General features: G+C 74.9%; 14 protein-coding genes. 10 read left to right on the top strand and 4 right to left on the bottom strand.

Annotated features, from left to right (window positions below; genetic code table 11):
- Positions 1-1,539: sodium:solute symporter (locus MNZ39_RS19310; RefSeq protein ID WP_242340719.1), on the bottom strand; the 1,539-nt coding region annotated here is incomplete at its 3' end.
- A gap of 190 nt (positions 1,540-1,729) precedes the next feature.
- Here MNZ39_RS19310 and MNZ39_RS19305 point away from each other — a divergent pair.
- Positions 1,730-3,100, top strand: coding sequence for a tryptophanase (locus MNZ39_RS19305; protein ID WP_242340718.1), 1,371 nt, complete (start codon positions 1,730-1,732; stop codon positions 3,098-3,100).
- A gap of 19 nt (positions 3,101-3,119) precedes the next feature.
- On the opposite strand, the gene MNZ39_RS19300 is transcribed toward MNZ39_RS19305, so the two are convergent.
- Positions 3,120-3,359 (bottom strand): hypothetical protein, encoded by a 240-nt coding sequence (locus tag MNZ39_RS19300; RefSeq protein WP_242340717.1) that lies wholly within the window; start codon positions 3,357-3,359, stop codon positions 3,120-3,122.
- 198 nt (positions 3,360-3,557) lie between these two features.
- On the opposite strand from MNZ39_RS19300, the gene MNZ39_RS19295 reads away from it, so the two are divergent.
- Positions 3,558-4,316, top strand: a complete 759-nt coding sequence (locus MNZ39_RS19295) for a YdcF family protein (protein ID WP_242340716.1) — start codon at positions 3,558-3,560, stop codon at positions 4,314-4,316.
- 18 nt (positions 4,317-4,334) lie between these two features.
- On the opposite strand, the gene MNZ39_RS19290 is transcribed toward MNZ39_RS19295, so the two are convergent.
- On the bottom strand, positions 4,335-4,778 hold the full coding sequence (locus MNZ39_RS19290; RefSeq protein WP_242340715.1) for a bacteriohemerythrin: 444 nt from the start codon (positions 4,776-4,778) through the stop codon (positions 4,335-4,337).
- 323 nt (positions 4,779-5,101) lie between these two features.
- Complete coding sequence (thiD, locus tag MNZ39_RS19285) at positions 5,102-5,884, bottom strand: bifunctional hydroxymethylpyrimidine kinase/phosphomethylpyrimidine kinase (protein WP_242340714.1); 783 nt, start codon at positions 5,882-5,884, stop codon at positions 5,102-5,104.
- Between the two features lie 113 nt (positions 5,885-5,997).
- On the opposite strand from thiD, the gene MNZ39_RS19280 reads away from it, so the two are divergent.
- From MNZ39_RS19280 to MNZ39_RS19245, 8 genes are all read left to right on the top strand, one after another.
- Complete coding sequence (locus MNZ39_RS19280; protein WP_242340713.1) at positions 5,998-8,460, top strand: DUF3536 domain-containing protein; 2,463 nt, start codon at positions 5,998-6,000, stop codon at positions 8,458-8,460.
- Between the two features lie 147 nt (positions 8,461-8,607).
- Positions 8,608-9,180, top strand: coding sequence for a hypothetical protein (locus MNZ39_RS19275; protein WP_242340712.1), 573 nt, complete (start codon positions 8,608-8,610; stop codon positions 9,178-9,180).
- A gap of 65 nt (positions 9,181-9,245) precedes the next feature.
- The gene (locus MNZ39_RS19270; RefSeq protein ID WP_242340711.1) at positions 9,246-10,295 is read left to right on the top strand and encodes an isoaspartyl peptidase/L-asparaginase; all 1,050 of its coding nucleotides are present in this window, start codon (positions 9,246-9,248) and stop codon (positions 10,293-10,295) included.
- Between the two features lie 92 nt (positions 10,296-10,387).
- Positions 10,388-10,630, top strand: a complete 243-nt coding sequence (locus MNZ39_RS19265) for a hypothetical protein (RefSeq protein ID WP_242340710.1) — start codon at positions 10,388-10,390, stop codon at positions 10,628-10,630.
- Positions 10,627-11,448 carry a hypothetical protein gene (locus MNZ39_RS19260; RefSeq protein ID WP_242340709.1) on the top strand — a complete coding sequence of 274 codons (822 nt, stop codon included), beginning with the start codon at positions 10,627-10,629 and terminating at the stop codon, positions 11,446-11,448. The genes MNZ39_RS19265 and MNZ39_RS19260 overlap by 4 nt, the downstream gene beginning before the upstream one ends.
- Before the next feature lie 64 nt (positions 11,449-11,512).
- Complete coding sequence (locus tag MNZ39_RS19255) at positions 11,513-14,287, top strand: MASE1 domain-containing protein (RefSeq protein WP_242340708.1); 2,775 nt, start codon at positions 11,513-11,515, stop codon at positions 14,285-14,287.
- 66 nt (positions 14,288-14,353) lie between these two features.
- Positions 14,354-15,031: an ABC transporter ATP-binding protein gene (locus tag MNZ39_RS19250; protein ID WP_242340707.1), complete on the top strand. Its 678-nt coding sequence runs from the start codon at positions 14,354-14,356 to the stop codon at positions 15,029-15,031.
- Between the two features lie 3 nt (positions 15,032-15,034).
- The coding region (locus MNZ39_RS19245) for an FtsX-like permease family protein (RefSeq protein WP_242340706.1) at positions 15,035-16,220 on the top strand (1,186 nt) is incomplete at its 3' end.

Here is a 16,220-nt window from a genome sequence, read left to right as displayed (position 1 = left end):
GCCCGCGAGGCCGGGCTCGTCCCCGAACGCGCGCGCGACGCGGGCGGCCTCGGGGGCGCGGCCGAGCACGCTCACCAGCGGCAGGACGGCGAGGGGCACGAGGGTCGCGATCGCGCCGGCGAGGGGGACGCCGTCGGGGCCCCAGGCCGGGAAGAGCAGGAAGGCCGCCGCGAGACCCGCGGCGATCGCGGCCCACGCCCCCGCGCGCGTCGCGCGCCGCCAGAAGAGGCCGTAGACGAAGGGCGCGAGGAACACCGCCGACAGCGTGCCCCAGCTCATCACCATGAGGTTCACGATGACGGCGGGCTTCGCGAGCGCGATGGCGAGCGAGAGCCCCACGAACACCGCGCAGAGCCCGCGCAGCACGGCCATCTGGTGCCGCGGCGTGCGCTCCCGGCCGGCGATCGCGCCGTAGAGGTCGATGCCGATCGCCGAGCTGGAGACGAGCACGAGCGACGACAGGCTCGACATCGACGCCGAGAAGACCATGAGCACGATCACCAGCACGAGCGCCTCGGGCAGCCCGGAGGTCGTGATGAAGTGCGGCATGATCTTGTCCCAGATCGGCCCCGACGGCCCCATGAGCTCCGGCGGCAGGCGCGCCCCGTAGCGGAGGTGCGTGAGCGCCCCGCTGTAGTACGCGCCGAAGGCCATGAAGAGGGCGAAGACGCCGGCGATGACGAGCGCGCGGCTGACGTCGGCGCGCGAGCGGATCGAGTAGAACTTCTGGACCATCTGCGGGAGCGCCCAGGGTCCGAGGCTCGTGATGAGCACGAGCGCGGCGAGCGTGAGCCAGCCGGGCACGGCGAGCGCGAGCGGCGTCCCCGCCCCGACGTGCTTGACCGCGACGAGCCCTGGCGCCATCGCGGCGGGATCCCCGAGGAGCCGCCGCGTGGCCTCGACGAACCCCCCGGCCTCCGGGCGGTGCGCGAGCAGCCACACCATGATCATCACGCCGGCGAACTCGACGATGCCGCGCAGGAAGTCGCTCACGGCGACGGCGAAGTAGCCGCCCATCACGAGGTACACGGCGGTGATGGCGGTGAGGAGGTAGAGCGCCGTCTCGTAGCGGATGTGGAGCGTCAGCTCGAACAGGTACGAGAGCCCCATCAGCACGGACGCGGAGTAGGGGACGAGGAACACGAAGACCACGAGCGCCGCGACCACCTGGAGCGCGCGCGAGCCGTACCTCGCGGCCAGGAGCTGCGGCATGGTGATCGCGTCGAGCCGCGCCGTCATCTCGCGCGTGCGGGCGGCGAGGAGCTTCCAGGCGAGGACCGTCCCGACCACGACGTTGCCGAGGACGATCCAGAGCGTGTGGATCCCGAAGCCCCAGCCGAGCTTGCCGGCGTAGCCGATGAACAGCACCGCCGAGAAGTAGGTCGTGCCGTAGGCGAACGCGCTCATCCACGGCCCGAGGCTGCGGCCGCCGATGAAGAAGTCGTGCACGTCCCGCGTGCGGCGCATGGCGAGCCAGCCGACGACGAGCATCGCGACCACGTACGCGACGACGATCCCCACGTAGACCCAGGAAGGCATGCCCCGCATGGTAGTCGGGCGACACTCATCCGTGAACACCCGGTGAGCGGGGGAGGGATGCCGGCGGGAGCTATGCTCCGCGGCGCAGGGGCGCAGCCCCGGCGAAGGGGCGCCGGACGACGGGCCGATTCGCGAATCACGCGGCGAGGTCGTCCAGCTCGGCAGCACACCACGGCGGGAGGTTCATCGCGTGCCACGCACCATCATCGAGCCGTTCCGGATCAAGTCCGTCGAGCCCATCCGCATGACCACTCGGGAGGAGCGGGCGCGCCTGCTCGAGGCGGCGCACCTCAACCCGTTCAACCTGCGGGCCGAGGACGTGCTCCTCGACTTCCTCACCGACTCCGGCACCGGTGCGATGTCGGCGCACCAGTGGGCGGCGCTCGTCGAGGGGGACGAGAGCTACGCCGGGGCCCGGAGCTTCTTCCGGTTCGAGCGGGCGGTGCAGGAGCTCACCGGCTACCCGCACGTCATCCCCACGCACCAGGGCCGCGCGTCGGAGCGGATCCTGTTCTCGGTCGCGACGAAGCCGGGCGACGTCGTCCCCTCGAACACGCACTTCGACACGACCCGCGCGAACCTCGAGTACGACGGCGTCGAGCCGCTCGACCTCGTGGTGCCCGAGGGGCTCGAGCCGAGGAGCCGCCACCCCTTCAAGGGGAACATCGATCTCGGCAAGGTCGAGCGCCTGCTCGCGGAGCGCGCGGACCGGGTGCCGTTCGGCATGATCACCCTCACGAACAACTCGGGCGGCGGACAGCCCGTCTCGCTGGAGAACGTCCGCGCCTACGCGGCGCTGCTCCGCAGGTATGGCAAGCCGCTCGTGCTCGACGCCTGCCGCTTCGCCGAGAACGCCATGTTCGTGAAGCTGCGCGAGCCCGGCCAGGCGGACCGCACGCCCCGCGAGATCGCGCGGGAGATCTTCTCGCTCGCCGACGGCTGCCTCGTGTCGGCCAAGAAGGACGGGCTGGCCAACATCGGCGGCTTCATCGCGCTGCGGGACGAGCGCTGGGTGGAGACGGCGCGGAACCTCCTCATCCTGACGGAGGGGTTCCCCACCTACGGCGGCCTCGCCGGGCGGGACCTCGAGGCGATCGCCGTCGGGCTCGAGGAGGTCCTGCACGAGGACTACCTCCGCTACCGGCTCCGCACCGCCGAGTACCTCGGCGAGAAGCTCCTCGCCGCCGGCGTCGCCATCGTGGAGCCCACCGGCGGCCACGCCGTCTACCTCGACGCGCGGAGCTTCCTCCCGCACCTCTCGCCCGCCGACTATCCGGCCTGGTCGCTCTCGGCCGCGCTCTACCTGGAGGGCGGCATCCGCGGCGTGGAGATCGGCTCGGTCATGTTCGGCAAGCGGCTCGACGACGGCTCCGAGACCTACCACCCGCTCGAGCTGGTGCGGCTCGCCTTCCCGCGCCGGGTCTACACCCAGAGTCACTTCGACTTCGCGGCCGAGGTGATCTGCGAGCTCAAGGCGAAGGCGCACGAGGTGCGCGGGGTGCGCTTCACCCACCAGGCGAAGTACCTCCGCCACTTCACGGCGGAGTTCCGCTGGGCGTGAGCCGTGGTAGCTCGAGGCGTTACTTCGGGACCTTCCGGTCGAACTCCCGCACGTCCTCCGCCGTGGGCGCGGCGCTCGGGTCGGTCTCCTGCGCCGGCGCCGCGGCGAGAGCGGGCCTCGCCGGCTCCGCCGCCGCGGCGAGCGGGATCGCCGGCGGGATGAGGCGCGTCTCGGGCTCGCGCGGCTTCGAGCAGGCGGACGCCGCCGCGATGGCGGCGAGCAGGGTGACGGGGACGAGCGGCAGGTAGATGCGGGACATCGGGGCTCCTCGGTGCTGCGGGTTCGAGGCACGCGAGTGCAGCCGGCGTGCCCGCGCGAGGGGCCGCGCGCGGACGGGCGAATCGGCGGCGCGGTGGACGGTGGGACACGGCCGGCGTGTCCTCACGCCCACGGCCGCCGTTCCCCGGGCAGGGCGACGCCGTCGAGGGCGCGGATCGGGTATTCATGGCGCCCTCACGTGTTCCTCTCCCTCTCCAAGCTCCTCGACCTCGCGGTCGCGCCCCTCACCTGGACCCTGGTCCTGCTCCTCGGCGCGGCCCTCTTCCACCGCCGCCCGCGCGCGCCGTGGGCGCTCGGGCTCGCCGCGGTCGCAGTGCTCGTCGCCCCGTCGCTCGCTCCGGTGGCCAACGGGATCCAGCGCTTCGCGGAGGCGGGCGCCGAGCGCACCTTCCGCCCCGAGGTCGTCTACGACGCCGCCATCGTGCTCGCCGGGCAGGTGGACGCCGACGCGTCGCGGGAGAGCGGCGAGACCGAGCTCCAGGACGCGGTCGACCGCGTCCTGCGCGGGCTCGAGCTCTGGCGGGCGGGGCGGGTCCGGCACCTCCTCGTCTCCGGCAGCCCGGTCGAGCTTGCGCCGGGCGAGCCGTCCGAGGCGGAGCGGCTGCGCGACGCGCTCGTCCGGTGGGGCGTGCCCGCAGCGGCGATCGTGATCGAGCCGCGCAGCCGCAACACGCGCGAGAACGCCATCGAGTCCGCGCGCCTCGTCGCGGCCCACGGGTTTCGCTCGCTCCTCCTCGTCACGAGCGCCGCGCACGTGCCTCGCGCGCTCGGCTGCTTCCGCGCCGTCGGCCTGTCACCGGACGTGCTGCCGGTCGACCGGCGCGCGGGGCGGGGCGGGAGCTGGCTGCCGCGGGCGGGCGCGCTCGCGCAGAGCACGAAGGCCCTGCACGAGCTCGCGGGGAGGGTGGTCTACCGCCTCGCCGGTTACAGCCGGTGAGGCGAGCGACCGCGAGCGCTACGCGACGCGGTCGGCGGCGACGCGTGCGGTGAGCGCGGGCGCGGCGCGCGAGGGGGCGAGCGAGGCGAGATCGCCGTGCGTGCGGGCGACGTGGATGTCGATCCAGCGCGGCAGCCAGGAGGTGAAGCGGACCTCCTGCAGCGCGACGAGGCCCCGCCGCGTGACGCTGTCCACGAGCTCGTCGAGGTCGGAGAGGAAGCGCTCGTGCTCGTGCGCGTGGCGCGCGAGGCTCCTCGCGCCGGCCTGGCGGAGCTTCGCCTCCTCCTCGATGAACTGGGCCTCGGCGGCGACCCGCAGCAGCTCGAGTCTCGTCACCGCCTCGTCCACGCGTCCGGCGCGCACGGTCTCTACGAGGCGATTGGTGCGGTGCAGGAGATCGCGCTGCTTCGCGTCGATCGAGTCGATCCCAACCGCGTGACCCGAGTGCCACTGAATCCACATGAGGCGCGCCTCCTGCCGTGGGAGCTCCGGTGCGTCGGAGCCGTGTGTCGAGTGGGAAAGGTCTCGCGAATTACCACGTCGGCCCCATGCGGCGCGAGGCCGCACCCGAGATTTCTAGACATCGCGCTCGAACCGCCGTGTTCCCGCGGGTCTCGCGATCTAGACCGCAATACTCGGCAATGCGCTCGATTCGAGAGTCGGTAGAAGACCGCTCCGCTCGATCTCGGAGATCCTGGCGGGCGGCCGAGCGGGCGATCTGGGTGTAGTACGTACGGTGAACCACCTCGCCTCGCCCGTTCATCACGGAGGGTGAGGTGCGCGGCTCACCGCAGTGGGTGCAGGTGGTCGACGACGCCGCGGCCCCGCCCGACGGCGTAGGACCGCCTGAGCCCCTCCGTCAGGTAGGCCTTCGCGGCGCGCACCGCGTCGAGCAGCCCGTCGCCGAGCGCCAGGCGCGCGCAGATCGCCGCGGAGAGGGTGCAGCCGGTGCCGTGCGTGTTCTCGGTCTCGACGCGCGCCGCAGGCAGCTCGACGACGTCCTCGCCGTCGAAGAGCACGTCGACGGGGTCGCCCTCGAGCGCCCCGCCCTTCACGAGCACGGCCCGCGCGCCGAGCGCGGCGAGGTCGCGCGCGGCGGCGCGCATGGCGCGGACGTCTCGAACCGGGCGCCCGAGCAGCGCGGCGGCCTCGTGCAGGTTCGGCGTGACGAGCGTCGCGCGCGGGAACAGGCGCTCGACGTAGGCGCGCTCGGCCGCCGCGTCGAGCAGCGCGTCGCCGCTCTTCGCGACCATCACCGGATCCACCACGAGCGGTCCCAGCGGCAGCCGCGCCGCCGCCTCGGCGACGGCCGCGATGATCCCCGCGTTCGCGAGCATGCCGGTCTTCGTCGCGGCGACAGGCATGTCGGTCGCGACCGCCTCGATCTGCGCCACCACCATGGCGGGCTCGAGCGCCACCCAGGCCGTGACGCCGATCGAGTTCTGCGCGGTGACGGCGGTGAGCGCCGAGGTGCCGTGGAGGCGGTGGGCTGCGAACGTGCGGAGGTCCGCCTGGACGCCGGCGCCGCCTCCGGAGTCGGAGCCGGCGATGGTGAGGGCCACCTTCATGGCGCGGCAACATAACCGAAAGCCCCCGCCCGGGCGGGCCCATGTCGGCGGCCGCCCGCCCGCGGCCCACCGGGGGGCGGGGCCCGGGGTCCCGGCGCGCCTAACATGCAGCGGTGACGCGCCGCTTCCTCTGCCTGCACGGCCACTTCTATCAGCCGCCGCGCGAGAACCCCTGGATCGAGGCCATCGAGGTCCAGGACTCCGCCGAGCCGTTCCACGACTGGAACGAGCGGATCGCCGTCGAGTGCTACGCGCCGAACGGCGCGGCGCGCCTCAAGAGCGCGGAAGACCGCATCGTCGACATCGTCAACAACTACGTCCACCTGTCGTTCAACTTCGGGCCGACCCTGCTCGCGTGGCTCGAGCGCGAGCGGCCGGACGTTCACGCGCGGGTCGTCGAGGCGGATCAGAAGAGCGTCGATCGGCGCGCGCACGGGAACGCGCTCGCGCAGGGCTACAACCACGCGATCCTCCCGCTCGCGTCGCCGCGCGACCGGCGCACGCAGATCCGATGGGGCATCGCCGACTTCCGCCGCCGCTTCGGGCGGGCGCCCGAGGGCTTCTGGCTGCCCGAGACCGCCGCGGACACGCCCACGCTCGAGGCGCTCGCGGAGGAGGGGATCCGCTACACGGTGCTCTCGCCCTACCAGGCGCGGCGCGTGCGTCCGCCGGGCGGCGAGTGGCTCGACGCGACGGACGCGCGCTTCGATCCCACCCGGCCCTATCGCGTGCGCGCGGGGCAGCGCGAGCTCGCCGTGTTCTTCTACGACGGGCACATCGCCCGCGACCTCGCCTTCGGCGACGCGCTCTCGTCCCCCGACGCCCTCATCCGCCGCCTCGAGGGCGGCTTCGATCCCGGCCGCGGGCACGACGAGATCCTCACCATCGCCTTCGACGGCGAGACGCTCGGCCACCACAAGAAGGGCGGGGACGAGGTCCTGGCGGCGGCGCTGCGCCTCCTCGGCCGGCGCGACGACCTCGAGCTCGTGAACCTGGGGCAGGCGCTCGACCGCATGGAGCCGGAGTGGGAGGCGGAGATCGCGGAGGGCTCGTCCTGGAGCTGCGCGCACGGGATCGAGCGGTGGCGCTCCGACTGCGGCTGCAACGCGGGGGCCGAGCCGGGCTGGACACAGGCGTGGCGCGCGCCGCTGCTCGCCGCGCTCGAGACGCTGCGCGGTGCGCTCGGCGACGTGTTCGAGCGCGAGGCCATGGGCCTGCTCACCGATCCCTGGGGCGCGCGCGACCGGTACGTCGAGGTCGTGCTCGATCCGGATCGGCGCGAGGCGGACGAGTTCCTGCGCCGCGAGGCCGGGCGGCCGCTCGGGGCAGACGAGACGGTGAAGGCGCTCCGCCTCCTGGAGATGCAGCGGCAGGCGCTCCTCATGTTCACGAGCTGCGGCTGGTTCTTCGCGGAGCTCTCCGGGATCGAGACGGTCCAGGTGATGAAGTACGCGGCGCGCGCGATCCAGCTGGTCCGCGACGCGTCCGGCGTGGACCTCGAGCCCGCGTTCGTCGAGGCGCTCGCGCGCGCCCCGTCCAACGTCCCCGCCCTCGGCGACGGGCGGCGGGTCTACGAGAGCCTCGTCCGCCCCAGCGTGGCGTCGCTCGAGGGCGTCGGCGCGCACCTCGCCATCGCGAGCACGGTGCGCGAGATGCCTCCGGACGGTCAGCTGTTCTGCTTCCGCTACCGGCTCGAGTCCGCGCGCCGGGCGCAGTCCGGGCCCGCGACGCTCGCCGTCGGGCGGATGCACCTCGAGAGCGTCATCACGCGAGAGACCGTCGACGCGCTGTACTGCGTCGTCCACTTCGGCGCGGCGGACTTCCGCTGCGGGCTCGTGCCGTACCCGGGCGCCGAGGCGCAGGCGGAGGTCGAGCGGATCCTCTTCGCGCAGCTCGAGCGCATCTCCTTCGCCCGGCTCCTGCGCGAGGTGGATCGCGCGTTCCCGGGGCGCGACTACGCCCTGCGCGACCTGTTCCTCGACGAGCGCCGCCGCGTGGCGGGCGTGCTGCTCGAGGGGACGATGCGCCGGTACGAGGACGACTACCTGCGGGTGTTCGAGGACAACCGGCGGCTCATGGAGTTCCTGCGGGAGATCGACTCGCCGGTGCCGACGCCGCTCAGGGTCGCCGCGGACGTGACGCTCACCCGCCGCATCCTCGACGTCACGGCCCGCGCGCGGGCGGGCGCGGTGAGCATCGAGGAGGGGATCGCCGAGCTCCTCGCGACCGTCCAGCTCGCCAGCGCGCTGGGCGCGCACTTCGACGTCGTGAGGGTTCGCCGCGAGGTCGAGGAGCTCGTGCGGACGCGCCTCGAGGCGCTCGTCGCGGGGCGCGGCGGTCCGGCGCGCGCAGACGAGCTCATCGCGATCCTCGAGCTCGCGCGGCGCGTCGGGCTCTGGCTCGACCTCTGGGAGCCGCAGAACCGCTTCTGGGAGTGGGCGGGCACGCGCGGGATCACGCTCGACCGGGAGCGGACCGCCCGGCTCGCGCGGCGGCTCTGGTTCGACGAGCGGACGCTCCTCGTCCGCGCCGGGTACGCCCCGCGCCGGACCGAGGCGCCGCCCGCGCTCCGCTGATCCCGCTGCGAGGCCGCTCGCGCCGGCGCCTGGGCGACCACATCGCCTCCGTCCGCCCCACCACGGCGAGCGTCGCGCTCGCGCGGCGCCCCCGTGTAGAATCCGCCGCCCGGCGGCTCCTCGCCGGCGTGAGGAGGCTCGAGGCGCATGACGAAGACGGAGCGGACGGTCGCGCTGTACGTGGCGGCGAGCATCACCGGTGCGCTCGCCCTCGCGCTCCTCCAGGCGATCGCGGGCGGCGTGCTCACCCGGGCGCTGGAGCTGTCCGAGGACTCGATCTGGCGCGGCCTCGGCGTGGCGCGGTTCGGCCTCTTCAAGCTCGGGCTCTTCTTCGCGGTGTTCGGCGTCCTCTGGCTCGTGCTCCGCGGCGAGAGCCTCGCGCGGCGCGTCGGCGCCGGGCTCCTCGCCACCGCCGTGCTCGGGTGGGTCGGGAAGGAGCTGGTGTTCGAGGACCGCGGTCTCGCCGCGCTCTACGTGCTGCTCGGCCTCGCGGCCACGCTCGCGTCCGCGTTCGAGGCCTGGCGCCGGTGGGCGGCGGCGGGTGTCCTCGGGCTCGTGGTCGCCGCGACGGCGCTCGCCTCGCAGGGCGACTCGCTCGTCGAGGGCCGGAACTTCTTCGCTGCGATCGTGGTGGGCGTGCTCTTCTGCGCGCCGGCGATCGCCTGGGTGGCCGCGACGGGCGAGGCGGTCGACCGCGCCGGCGTGGCGCTCGATCGCTGAGGCCAGCTCGCCCGGGACCAACCCACCGTTGATTCCCGGCGTCTTCGGGGAGACGATGCGCGGGCATGACGACGCTCGTCGCGCTGACCGCCGTGCTCCTCGCGTCCGGCCCCGTGCCGGCCGCGCCGATCGAGCCTCCCCCGCCCGCGCCGCCGGCTTCTCCCACGCGCGCACCGCCCGCCGTCGTGGTCCACGGCGGCGCGGGGAGCGCGCGCGTCCGGATGGACGCGACGGGAGCGTCCGCGCAGCGCGGCCTCGAGGTGCTGCGCGAGGGCGGCTCCGCGCTCGACGCGGCGATCGCGGCGGTGGTGCGGCTCGAGGACGACTGCCGGTTCAACGCGGGCACCGGCGCGAACCTCCGGATGGACGGGAAGACCGTGCAGATGGACGCGGCGGTGATGGACGGGGCGACGGGTGGGTTCGGGGCGGTGGCGGCCATCGAGCGGGTGAAGAACCCGGTGCTCGTCGCGCGCAAGGTGCTCGAGACGCCGCACCTCCTCATCGTGGGCGACGGCGCGACGCGGTTCGCCCGCGCCATGGGTTTCCGGGATCACGACCCCGTCTGCCCGGAGAGCCGCGCCCGCTACGAGCGGGTCCGCCGGATCCTGTCGGGCAAGGAGCAGGGGACGGTCCCGGCCTGGCGCCGTTACGACTGGCGCAAGGCGTGGAACTTCCCGGGGCCGATCCCGGCGGCGCTGAAGGAGGCGCTCGGGACGCCCGACACCGTCGGCGCGGTGGCGCGCGACGCGGAGGGCCGCTTCGCCGCCGCGATCAGCACCGGGGGCACGACGATCACCTTCGACGGGCGGGTCGGTGACGTCCCCATCTACGCGGCCGGCATCTACGCCGGCTCACACGGCGCCGTCGCGTGCACGGGCAACGGCGAGGACATCGTGAAGCGGCTCGTCGCGAAGACCGTCTACGACGATCTCGCGCGCGGGGCGCCCGCGCAGGAGGCGGTGGAGCGCGCGCTCGAGGCGTTTCCCCCCGAGGTGGACCTCGGGGTCGTCGCGCTGTCCGCGGACGGCGAGGGCGGCGGCTGCAACTACTCGGCGGAGCGGAAGGCGTTCGACCGCCGCTACCGCGAGAACATGGCCTGGAGCGTGGCCCGGTGAGCGCGTCCGCGCAGGCGAGGAACGCGCCGTCACGAAACCGTCACACTTCACGGCCTTTGCCTGGCGCGCCGCGCGGGTCTAGGCTGCGCGCCGTGCCGGGGGGCAAGTCTAGGGGAGACGTCATCGCGACGGCGCTCGCGAGGTGGATCGGGCCAGACACGGCCCGCGCCGTGGTGCGTACGTTCTCCGATCGCGTGCTCGGCCTGAGACCGGACGAGATCGGCCCCGAGGACGTGCCGCGGCTCCTCGAGTCGCTCCGCCCCATGCTGCGAACGCTGCTCGGGCAGGGGCCAGCGGAGCACGTCCTCGCCGAGCTCGAGGAGGCGCTCCGGTGAGCATGCGCTACGGATGGCTCGCCGCGATCCCCGTCGCGGGCGCCCTCGCGGTCGCCGCGCTCGCGCTGACGACCGGCCGGGAACCCGAGCTCTGGTTCGCGACCCAGCTCGTCACCCAGTCGCTCGCGACCGTCGGGTGCCTGGCCGCCGCCGCGGCGTTCGAGCGGCGTGACTTCATGTTCCGCGCCTGGCTCTTGTCGGCCGTGTCGTTCCTCCTGCCGGTGGTGAACAAGCTCACCACGGGCCCGCACGGCGACTGGCTCGTGGGCCCCGAGCCGACCTGGCTTCAGGTCGGGTACATCCTCGCGGTGAACGTCGCCGCCGTCGGCAGCGCGCTCCTCTTCGTCGCCGCCTTCTTCCGCGCGGGGCTCGCGCTCACCGGCTCGCGGGTGCAGGGCGCGCTCGACGGCGCCGCGGTCTTCGTCGTGGGGCTCGGGCTGGGGATCCCCACGCTCCTGCGCGACGCCGCCGACGCGCTCGTCGCGGGCGGCGCCTCGCAGGCGTTCTTCGACGCGGTCTCGGTCGCGGGCGACGTCATCTGCTTCGTGCTGGTCGCGCCGCTGTTCCGGATCGCGCGGCAGTTCCGCGGCGGCGCGCTGCAGTGGCCCTGGGGGCTGCTCGCCGCCTCCAACCTGTGCTGGCTCTTCTACGACGCGGCGGCGACCGGCGCGCGGGTCGCGGGCTCGGACGCGCTTCACTCCGTGAGCGAGGTGGTGCTCGCGCTCGCGAGCCTCAGCGCGCTCTCGGCGGCGCTCGCCCACCGGCAGGTCGTCGCGGACTCCCGCCGCGCTCCCGCGCCCTCGCGCTCCGACCCGTGACCGGGACGCGGGCGGGAGGCGCCCGTGTCACGGAGCGCACTTTCCTGATAGCGTAAGTCGCCCGATGACGCGCCCCGTTCACCCGGGCGTCGGAGGGGACCCGCCGCCTTCCCAGAACGGCGTCGTCCTCGCCCGCGCCGTCGCCTTCTTCGTCGCGTACCTCCTCCTCTGCAGAGCGGGGGACGCCTTCTCCGCCTACCCGGGCGCGTTCGCGACCTACTGGCCGCCGGTCGGGCTGCTCGCGGGTGCCCTCCTCCTGGGCGGTCGCGGCCGCGAGCGGCTCGCGCTCGTGGGCGCCGCGATCGCGGCCGAGATCGTCGCGAGCGGCGCGACCGGCCGCAGCGCCGCCCTCGTCACCGTCAACGTCGTCGTGGACCTCCTCGACGCCGCCCTCGCGGCGGCGCTCGTGTCGAGGCTCGCCGGACCGCGGCGGCCGACGGCCAGCGTGCGCGGCGTCGCCGCGTTCGTGCTGCTCGGGGCGCTCGCCGCGCCGCTCGCGCCGTCCGCGCTGGGCGCGGCGAGCGCCATGGCGCACTACGGCTGGTCGGGGACGGTGCAGTTCCTCCACGTGTGGCGGGCCTGGTGGACGGGCGACGCGCTCGGGATCCTGGTGTTCGCGCCGCTCGTCGTGTCCTGGATGCCCGGCCGGCGGCGGCTGCGCCCGCTCGCCCTCTCGCGCGCGGTCGAGGCCGCCGTCGTGGCCGCAGCGCTGGGCGGGTCGGCGGTGCTCGTCTTCGCGGGCGGCACGCGGCTCGAGCGGAGCTACCTCCTCCTGCCGCCGCTCGTCTGGGCGGGCTCGCGCTTCGGCGTGCGGGGCGCGTCGGCCGGCGCGGCGATCGTGTCGCTCGTCGGCGCCGGGCTCACCTCCCGGACGCGCTTCCTCGATCCGAGCACCACGATCACGGCGGCGGACGTGCAGGTGCAGCTGCTCGTGTTCATCGCGGTGGCGACCGCCCTCGTGCTCGGCGCAGCGCTCGCGGAGCGAGAGCGCACGCTCTCCGCGCTCGCGGAGAGCGAGGCCCGCTTCGACGCGTTCCTGCGCCACACCCCGGCCGTCATCTTCATCAAGGATGCCCAGGGTCGGGTCGTGACCGGGAACCCGAGCTTCGCCCGGGCGCACCGCCTCGGACTGGACGAGCTCCAGGGCAGGTCGGCCGCGGAGATGTTCCCACCGCCCGTGGCCGAGCGGGTGGCGGCCGTGGACCGGGCCGTCCTCGAGAACGGGGAGATCGGGCGCGAGGAGATGGAGCTGTCCGGCCGCTCCTTCGTGGCGCTCAAGTTCCGCATGCCTCGCGGCGAGGAGGCTCCGCTGCTCGGCGGGGTGGCGCTCGACGTGACGGACCTCCGCCGCGCCGAGCGCGCCTTGCGCCTCGCGCAGACCGCGCTCGAGCGCGGCTACGCCCCCGTCCTCATCCTCGATCCGGGCGGCCGCATCACCTACGCGAACGACGCGGCGCAGCGGCTCTTCGGGCGCGGGGCCGCGGAGCTCGTAGGCCGTGCGGTGTGGGACGTGGACGGCGGCTTCGCCGAGGCGGGCTGGCCGGCGCGCTGGGAGGAGATCCGGACGCACGGCGCGGCGGTGCTCGACGGGACGGTCCGCCGGCCGGAGGGCCGCGCCGACGCGGAGGTGGGCCTCTCGCACCTCGCCTTCGACGGCGCGGAGTACGCCATCTACACCGCTCGCGACCTCACGGACCGGCGCCGCGCCGAGGCGGCCGAGCGGCTCGCGGCGGTGGGGACGCTCGCCGCGGGGATGGCGCACGAGATCAACAACCCGCTCACCTTCGTCGCTGCGAACCTCGGCTGCGCGCGCGAGGCCCTCGGGGCGCGCGCGGGCGAGCCGGAGGTGTCCGAGGCGCTCCAGGCGCTCGACGACGCCGCGGAGGGGACGCGACGCATCGCGCGCATCATCCGCGATCTCGGGATCGTCTCCCGCTCGCGGCGGGACGGCCGCCGGCCGATCGACGTGCGCGACGAGGTCGCGGGGGCCGCGAAGCTCGCCGAGCACGAGATCCGCCACCGCGCGCGCCTCGTGCTGCGGCTCGATCCGGTGCCGCCGGTCCTCGCGTCCGAGTTCCAGGTGGGTCAGGTGGTGCTGAACCTGCTCGTCAACGCCGCGCACGCGATCCCGGAGGGCGACGCCGCCGCGAACGAGATCCGCGTGACCTGCCGCGCCGGACCCGGCGGGGAGGCCGTCCTGGAGGTCTCGGACACCGGCGCCGGCATCCCGGCGGAGCTGGGGCGACGGGTGTTCGAGCCGTTCTTCACGACGAAGCCGCCGGGCCAGGGCACCGGGCTCGGCCTCTCCGTCTGCCACGGGATCGTGACCGGGCTCGGCGGGAGGATCGAGCTCGAGAGCGAGCCGGGCAGGGGGGCCCTGTTCCGGGTCGTCCTCCCGGGGGCATCGGAGGCCCGCCCCCCCGAGCCGTCCTCCCCGTCCGCCGGACACGCCGAGCGCGCGCGCATCCTCGTCGTGGACGACGAGCCGCTCATCGGGAGCACGGTCCGGCGGGTCCTCGCCGGTCACGACGTGGACTGCATGACCGACGCACGCGCCGCCCTCGCGCGCCTCGCGGGCGGCGAGCGCTTCGACGTGGTCCTGTGCGATCTGATGATGCCGGACCTCACCGGCATGGATCTCCACGAGGCGCTGGCGCGCGCGGCGCCCGACGCGGCCGCTCGGATGGTGTTCATCACGGGGGGCGCGTTCACGGACCGGGCCCGGCGCTTCCTCGAGGCGAGCGGGCTGCCGCGAGTCGAGAAGCCGTTCGCGCCCGCGGTCCTCCGCGAGGTGGTGGGCGCGCAGCTCGCCCGCGAGCAGGTCCACCGCGCCGGGTGACCCGCCGCCGGCCCGCGGCGGAAAGGCTCGCGCGGCTCGGGGCGCTGCGGCATGGGTGAGGGTGGGATGGAGCCGATCGTCACGTTTCGTGAAGTGGCCCGGGAGTACCGCACCGCGGGCGGGGCGGTGCTCCGCGCCCTGCGGGGTGTGTCCGGGGAGGTGCCCGCCGGCCGGATCGTGGCGGTCACCGGCCGGAGCGGCTCCGGGAAGTCCACGCTGCTCCACCTCGCCGCCGGCATCGACGCTCCCACCTCGGGCGAGGTCGTCCTGCTCGGCCGGTCGCTCGCTGCGCTGTCCGATCGCGAGCGGACTCGCCTGCGGCGCGACCACGTCGGGCTCGTGTTCCAGTTCTTCCACCTCTTGCCCCACCTCTCGGTGGAGGAGAACGTGCTCGTGCCCGCGCTCGTCGCGGGGGATCCGCTCCGCGAGGCCGCGGCCCGTGCCCGCGGCCTGCTCGCGCGCGTGGGCCTCGAGGCCCGCGCCGGGGACGCGGTCCAGAAGCTCTCCGGCGGGGAGATGCAGCGCGTCGCGCTCTGCCGGGCGCTGCTCCGGCGGCCGCGCCTCCTCCTCGCGGACGAGCCCACGGGGAACCTCGACGAGGAGAGCGGCGAGCGCGTCATGGAGCTCCTGCTCGGGCTCGCCCGCGGCGAGGGGAGCGCCGTGCTCTTCGCGACGCACAGCCGCGAGCTCGCCGCCCGCGCCGACGAGACCTGGACCCTCCACTCCGGCCTCAGGGAGCCCTGAGCCATGAGGCGCTACCTCGTGCGCGCCGTCGGGAAGGAGCTGCGCGCCGCGCGCGCGCTGTTCCTCCTCGCCGTCGCCGGGGTGGCCCTGGGCGTCGGCTCGGTGCTCTCCATCCAGCTCCTCAACCGGAGCGCCCTCGGGGCGTTCGCCGGGTCCGTGCGCGCGGTCTCCGGGGAGGCGGACCTCTCCGTGCTGGGCTGGGCGGGGTTCCTCGACGAGCGGCTCCTCGACGAGGTGCTCGCCGTCCCGGGCGTCGCAGCCGCCATCCCGCTCTGGCGCGCGGAGGCGGCGGTGGACGGCCGCGCGGACGCGAGCCTCGAGCTCGTCGGCGCGGATCTCCTCCAGGCCGCAGTGCGGGCCCCGTGGCGGCTCCCCGAGGGGGAGCTCGGCGAGGCGCTCACGCGGAGGGGTTGGGTGGCCGTCACGCCCGCCCTCGCCGCGGAGCTGGGCTGGCGCGTGGGCGACCGGATCCCGGTGTCGCTCGGCTCGAGGCGCGCGACGCTCGTCGTCGGCGCCCTGGTGGACCTGCAGCGCATCGCGCCGCTCGCCAGCCGGCGGCTCGCGGTGATGGACCTCGCCCAGGCCCAGGCGCTCCTCGGCGAGCGCGGGAGGATCCACCAGCTCGACGTGCGCGCCGCGGAGGGGGTCGCGCCGGAGGCGCTCCGCGCGAGGCTCGAGGCCCGCCTCGGCGGGCGCGCCCGGGTGCTCACGCCCGAGCAGCGCACCGCGGAGGCCGAGGGGCTCCTCGCCGCGTTCCGCCTGAACCTCACGGCCCTCTCGCTCGTCTCGCTCCTCGTGGGCGGCTTCCTCGTCTACGCCTCGGTGCGGGCCTCGCTCGCGCGCCGGCGCGAGGAGCTCGGCGTCCTGCGCGCCGTGGGCGCGACCCGCGCGCAGGTCCTCCGGCTCGTGCTCGCCGAGGCGGCGCTCCTCGGCGTCGCGGGCACCGCGGCGGGCATCCCGCTCGGCTGGCTCGCAGCGCGCGCGAACGTGGCGGCCGTGAGCGGCACCATCCGCAGCCTGTACCTGCTCGAGGGGATCGAGGCCGTGACCGTCGGCCCCGGCCTCGTCCTGCTCGCGGTCGCGACCGGCGTCGCGGGCGCGGTGGCGGGTGCGCTCGGGCCGGCGCTCGACGCGAGCCGGGAGGATCCGCGCGCGCTCCTCGCCTCGATCACGCTCGAGGAGCGGGTGC

This window comes from Anaeromyxobacter sp. SG66 (assembly GCF_022690805.1).
Classification (GTDB): Bacteria; Myxococcota; Myxococcia; order Myxococcales; family Anaeromyxobacteraceae; genus Anaeromyxobacter; species Anaeromyxobacter soli.
This window is presented reverse-complemented; position numbering and strand designations above follow the sequence as displayed.

Excerpts from the sequence above, each read along its gene's own strand:
- MNZ39_RS19300 (WP_242340717.1), bottom strand. The coding sequence starts at position 3,359 with ATGTCCCGCATCTACCTGCCGCTCGTCCCCGTCACCCTGCTCGCCGCC.
- thiD (WP_242340714.1), bottom strand. The coding sequence starts at position 5,884 with ATGAAGGTGGCCCTCACCATCGCCGGCTCCGACTCCGGAGGCGGCGCC.
- MNZ39_RS19275 (WP_242340712.1), top strand. The coding sequence starts at position 8,608 with ATGACGAAGACGGAGCGGACGGTCGCGCTGTACGTGGCGGCGAGCATC.
- MNZ39_RS19270 (WP_242340711.1), top strand. The coding sequence starts at position 9,246 with ATGACGACGCTCGTCGCGCTGACCGCCGTGCTCCTCGCGTCCGGCCCC.
- MNZ39_RS19290 (WP_242340715.1), bottom strand. The coding sequence starts at position 4,778 with ATGTGGATTCAGTGGCACTCGGGTCACGCGGTTGGGATCGACTCGATC.
- MNZ39_RS19250 (WP_242340707.1), top strand. The coding sequence starts at position 14,354 with ATGGAGCCGATCGTCACGTTTCGTGAAGTGGCCCGGGAGTACCGCACC.
- MNZ39_RS19255 (WP_242340708.1), top strand. The coding sequence starts at position 11,513 with ATGACGCGCCCCGTTCACCCGGGCGTCGGAGGGGACCCGCCGCCTTCC.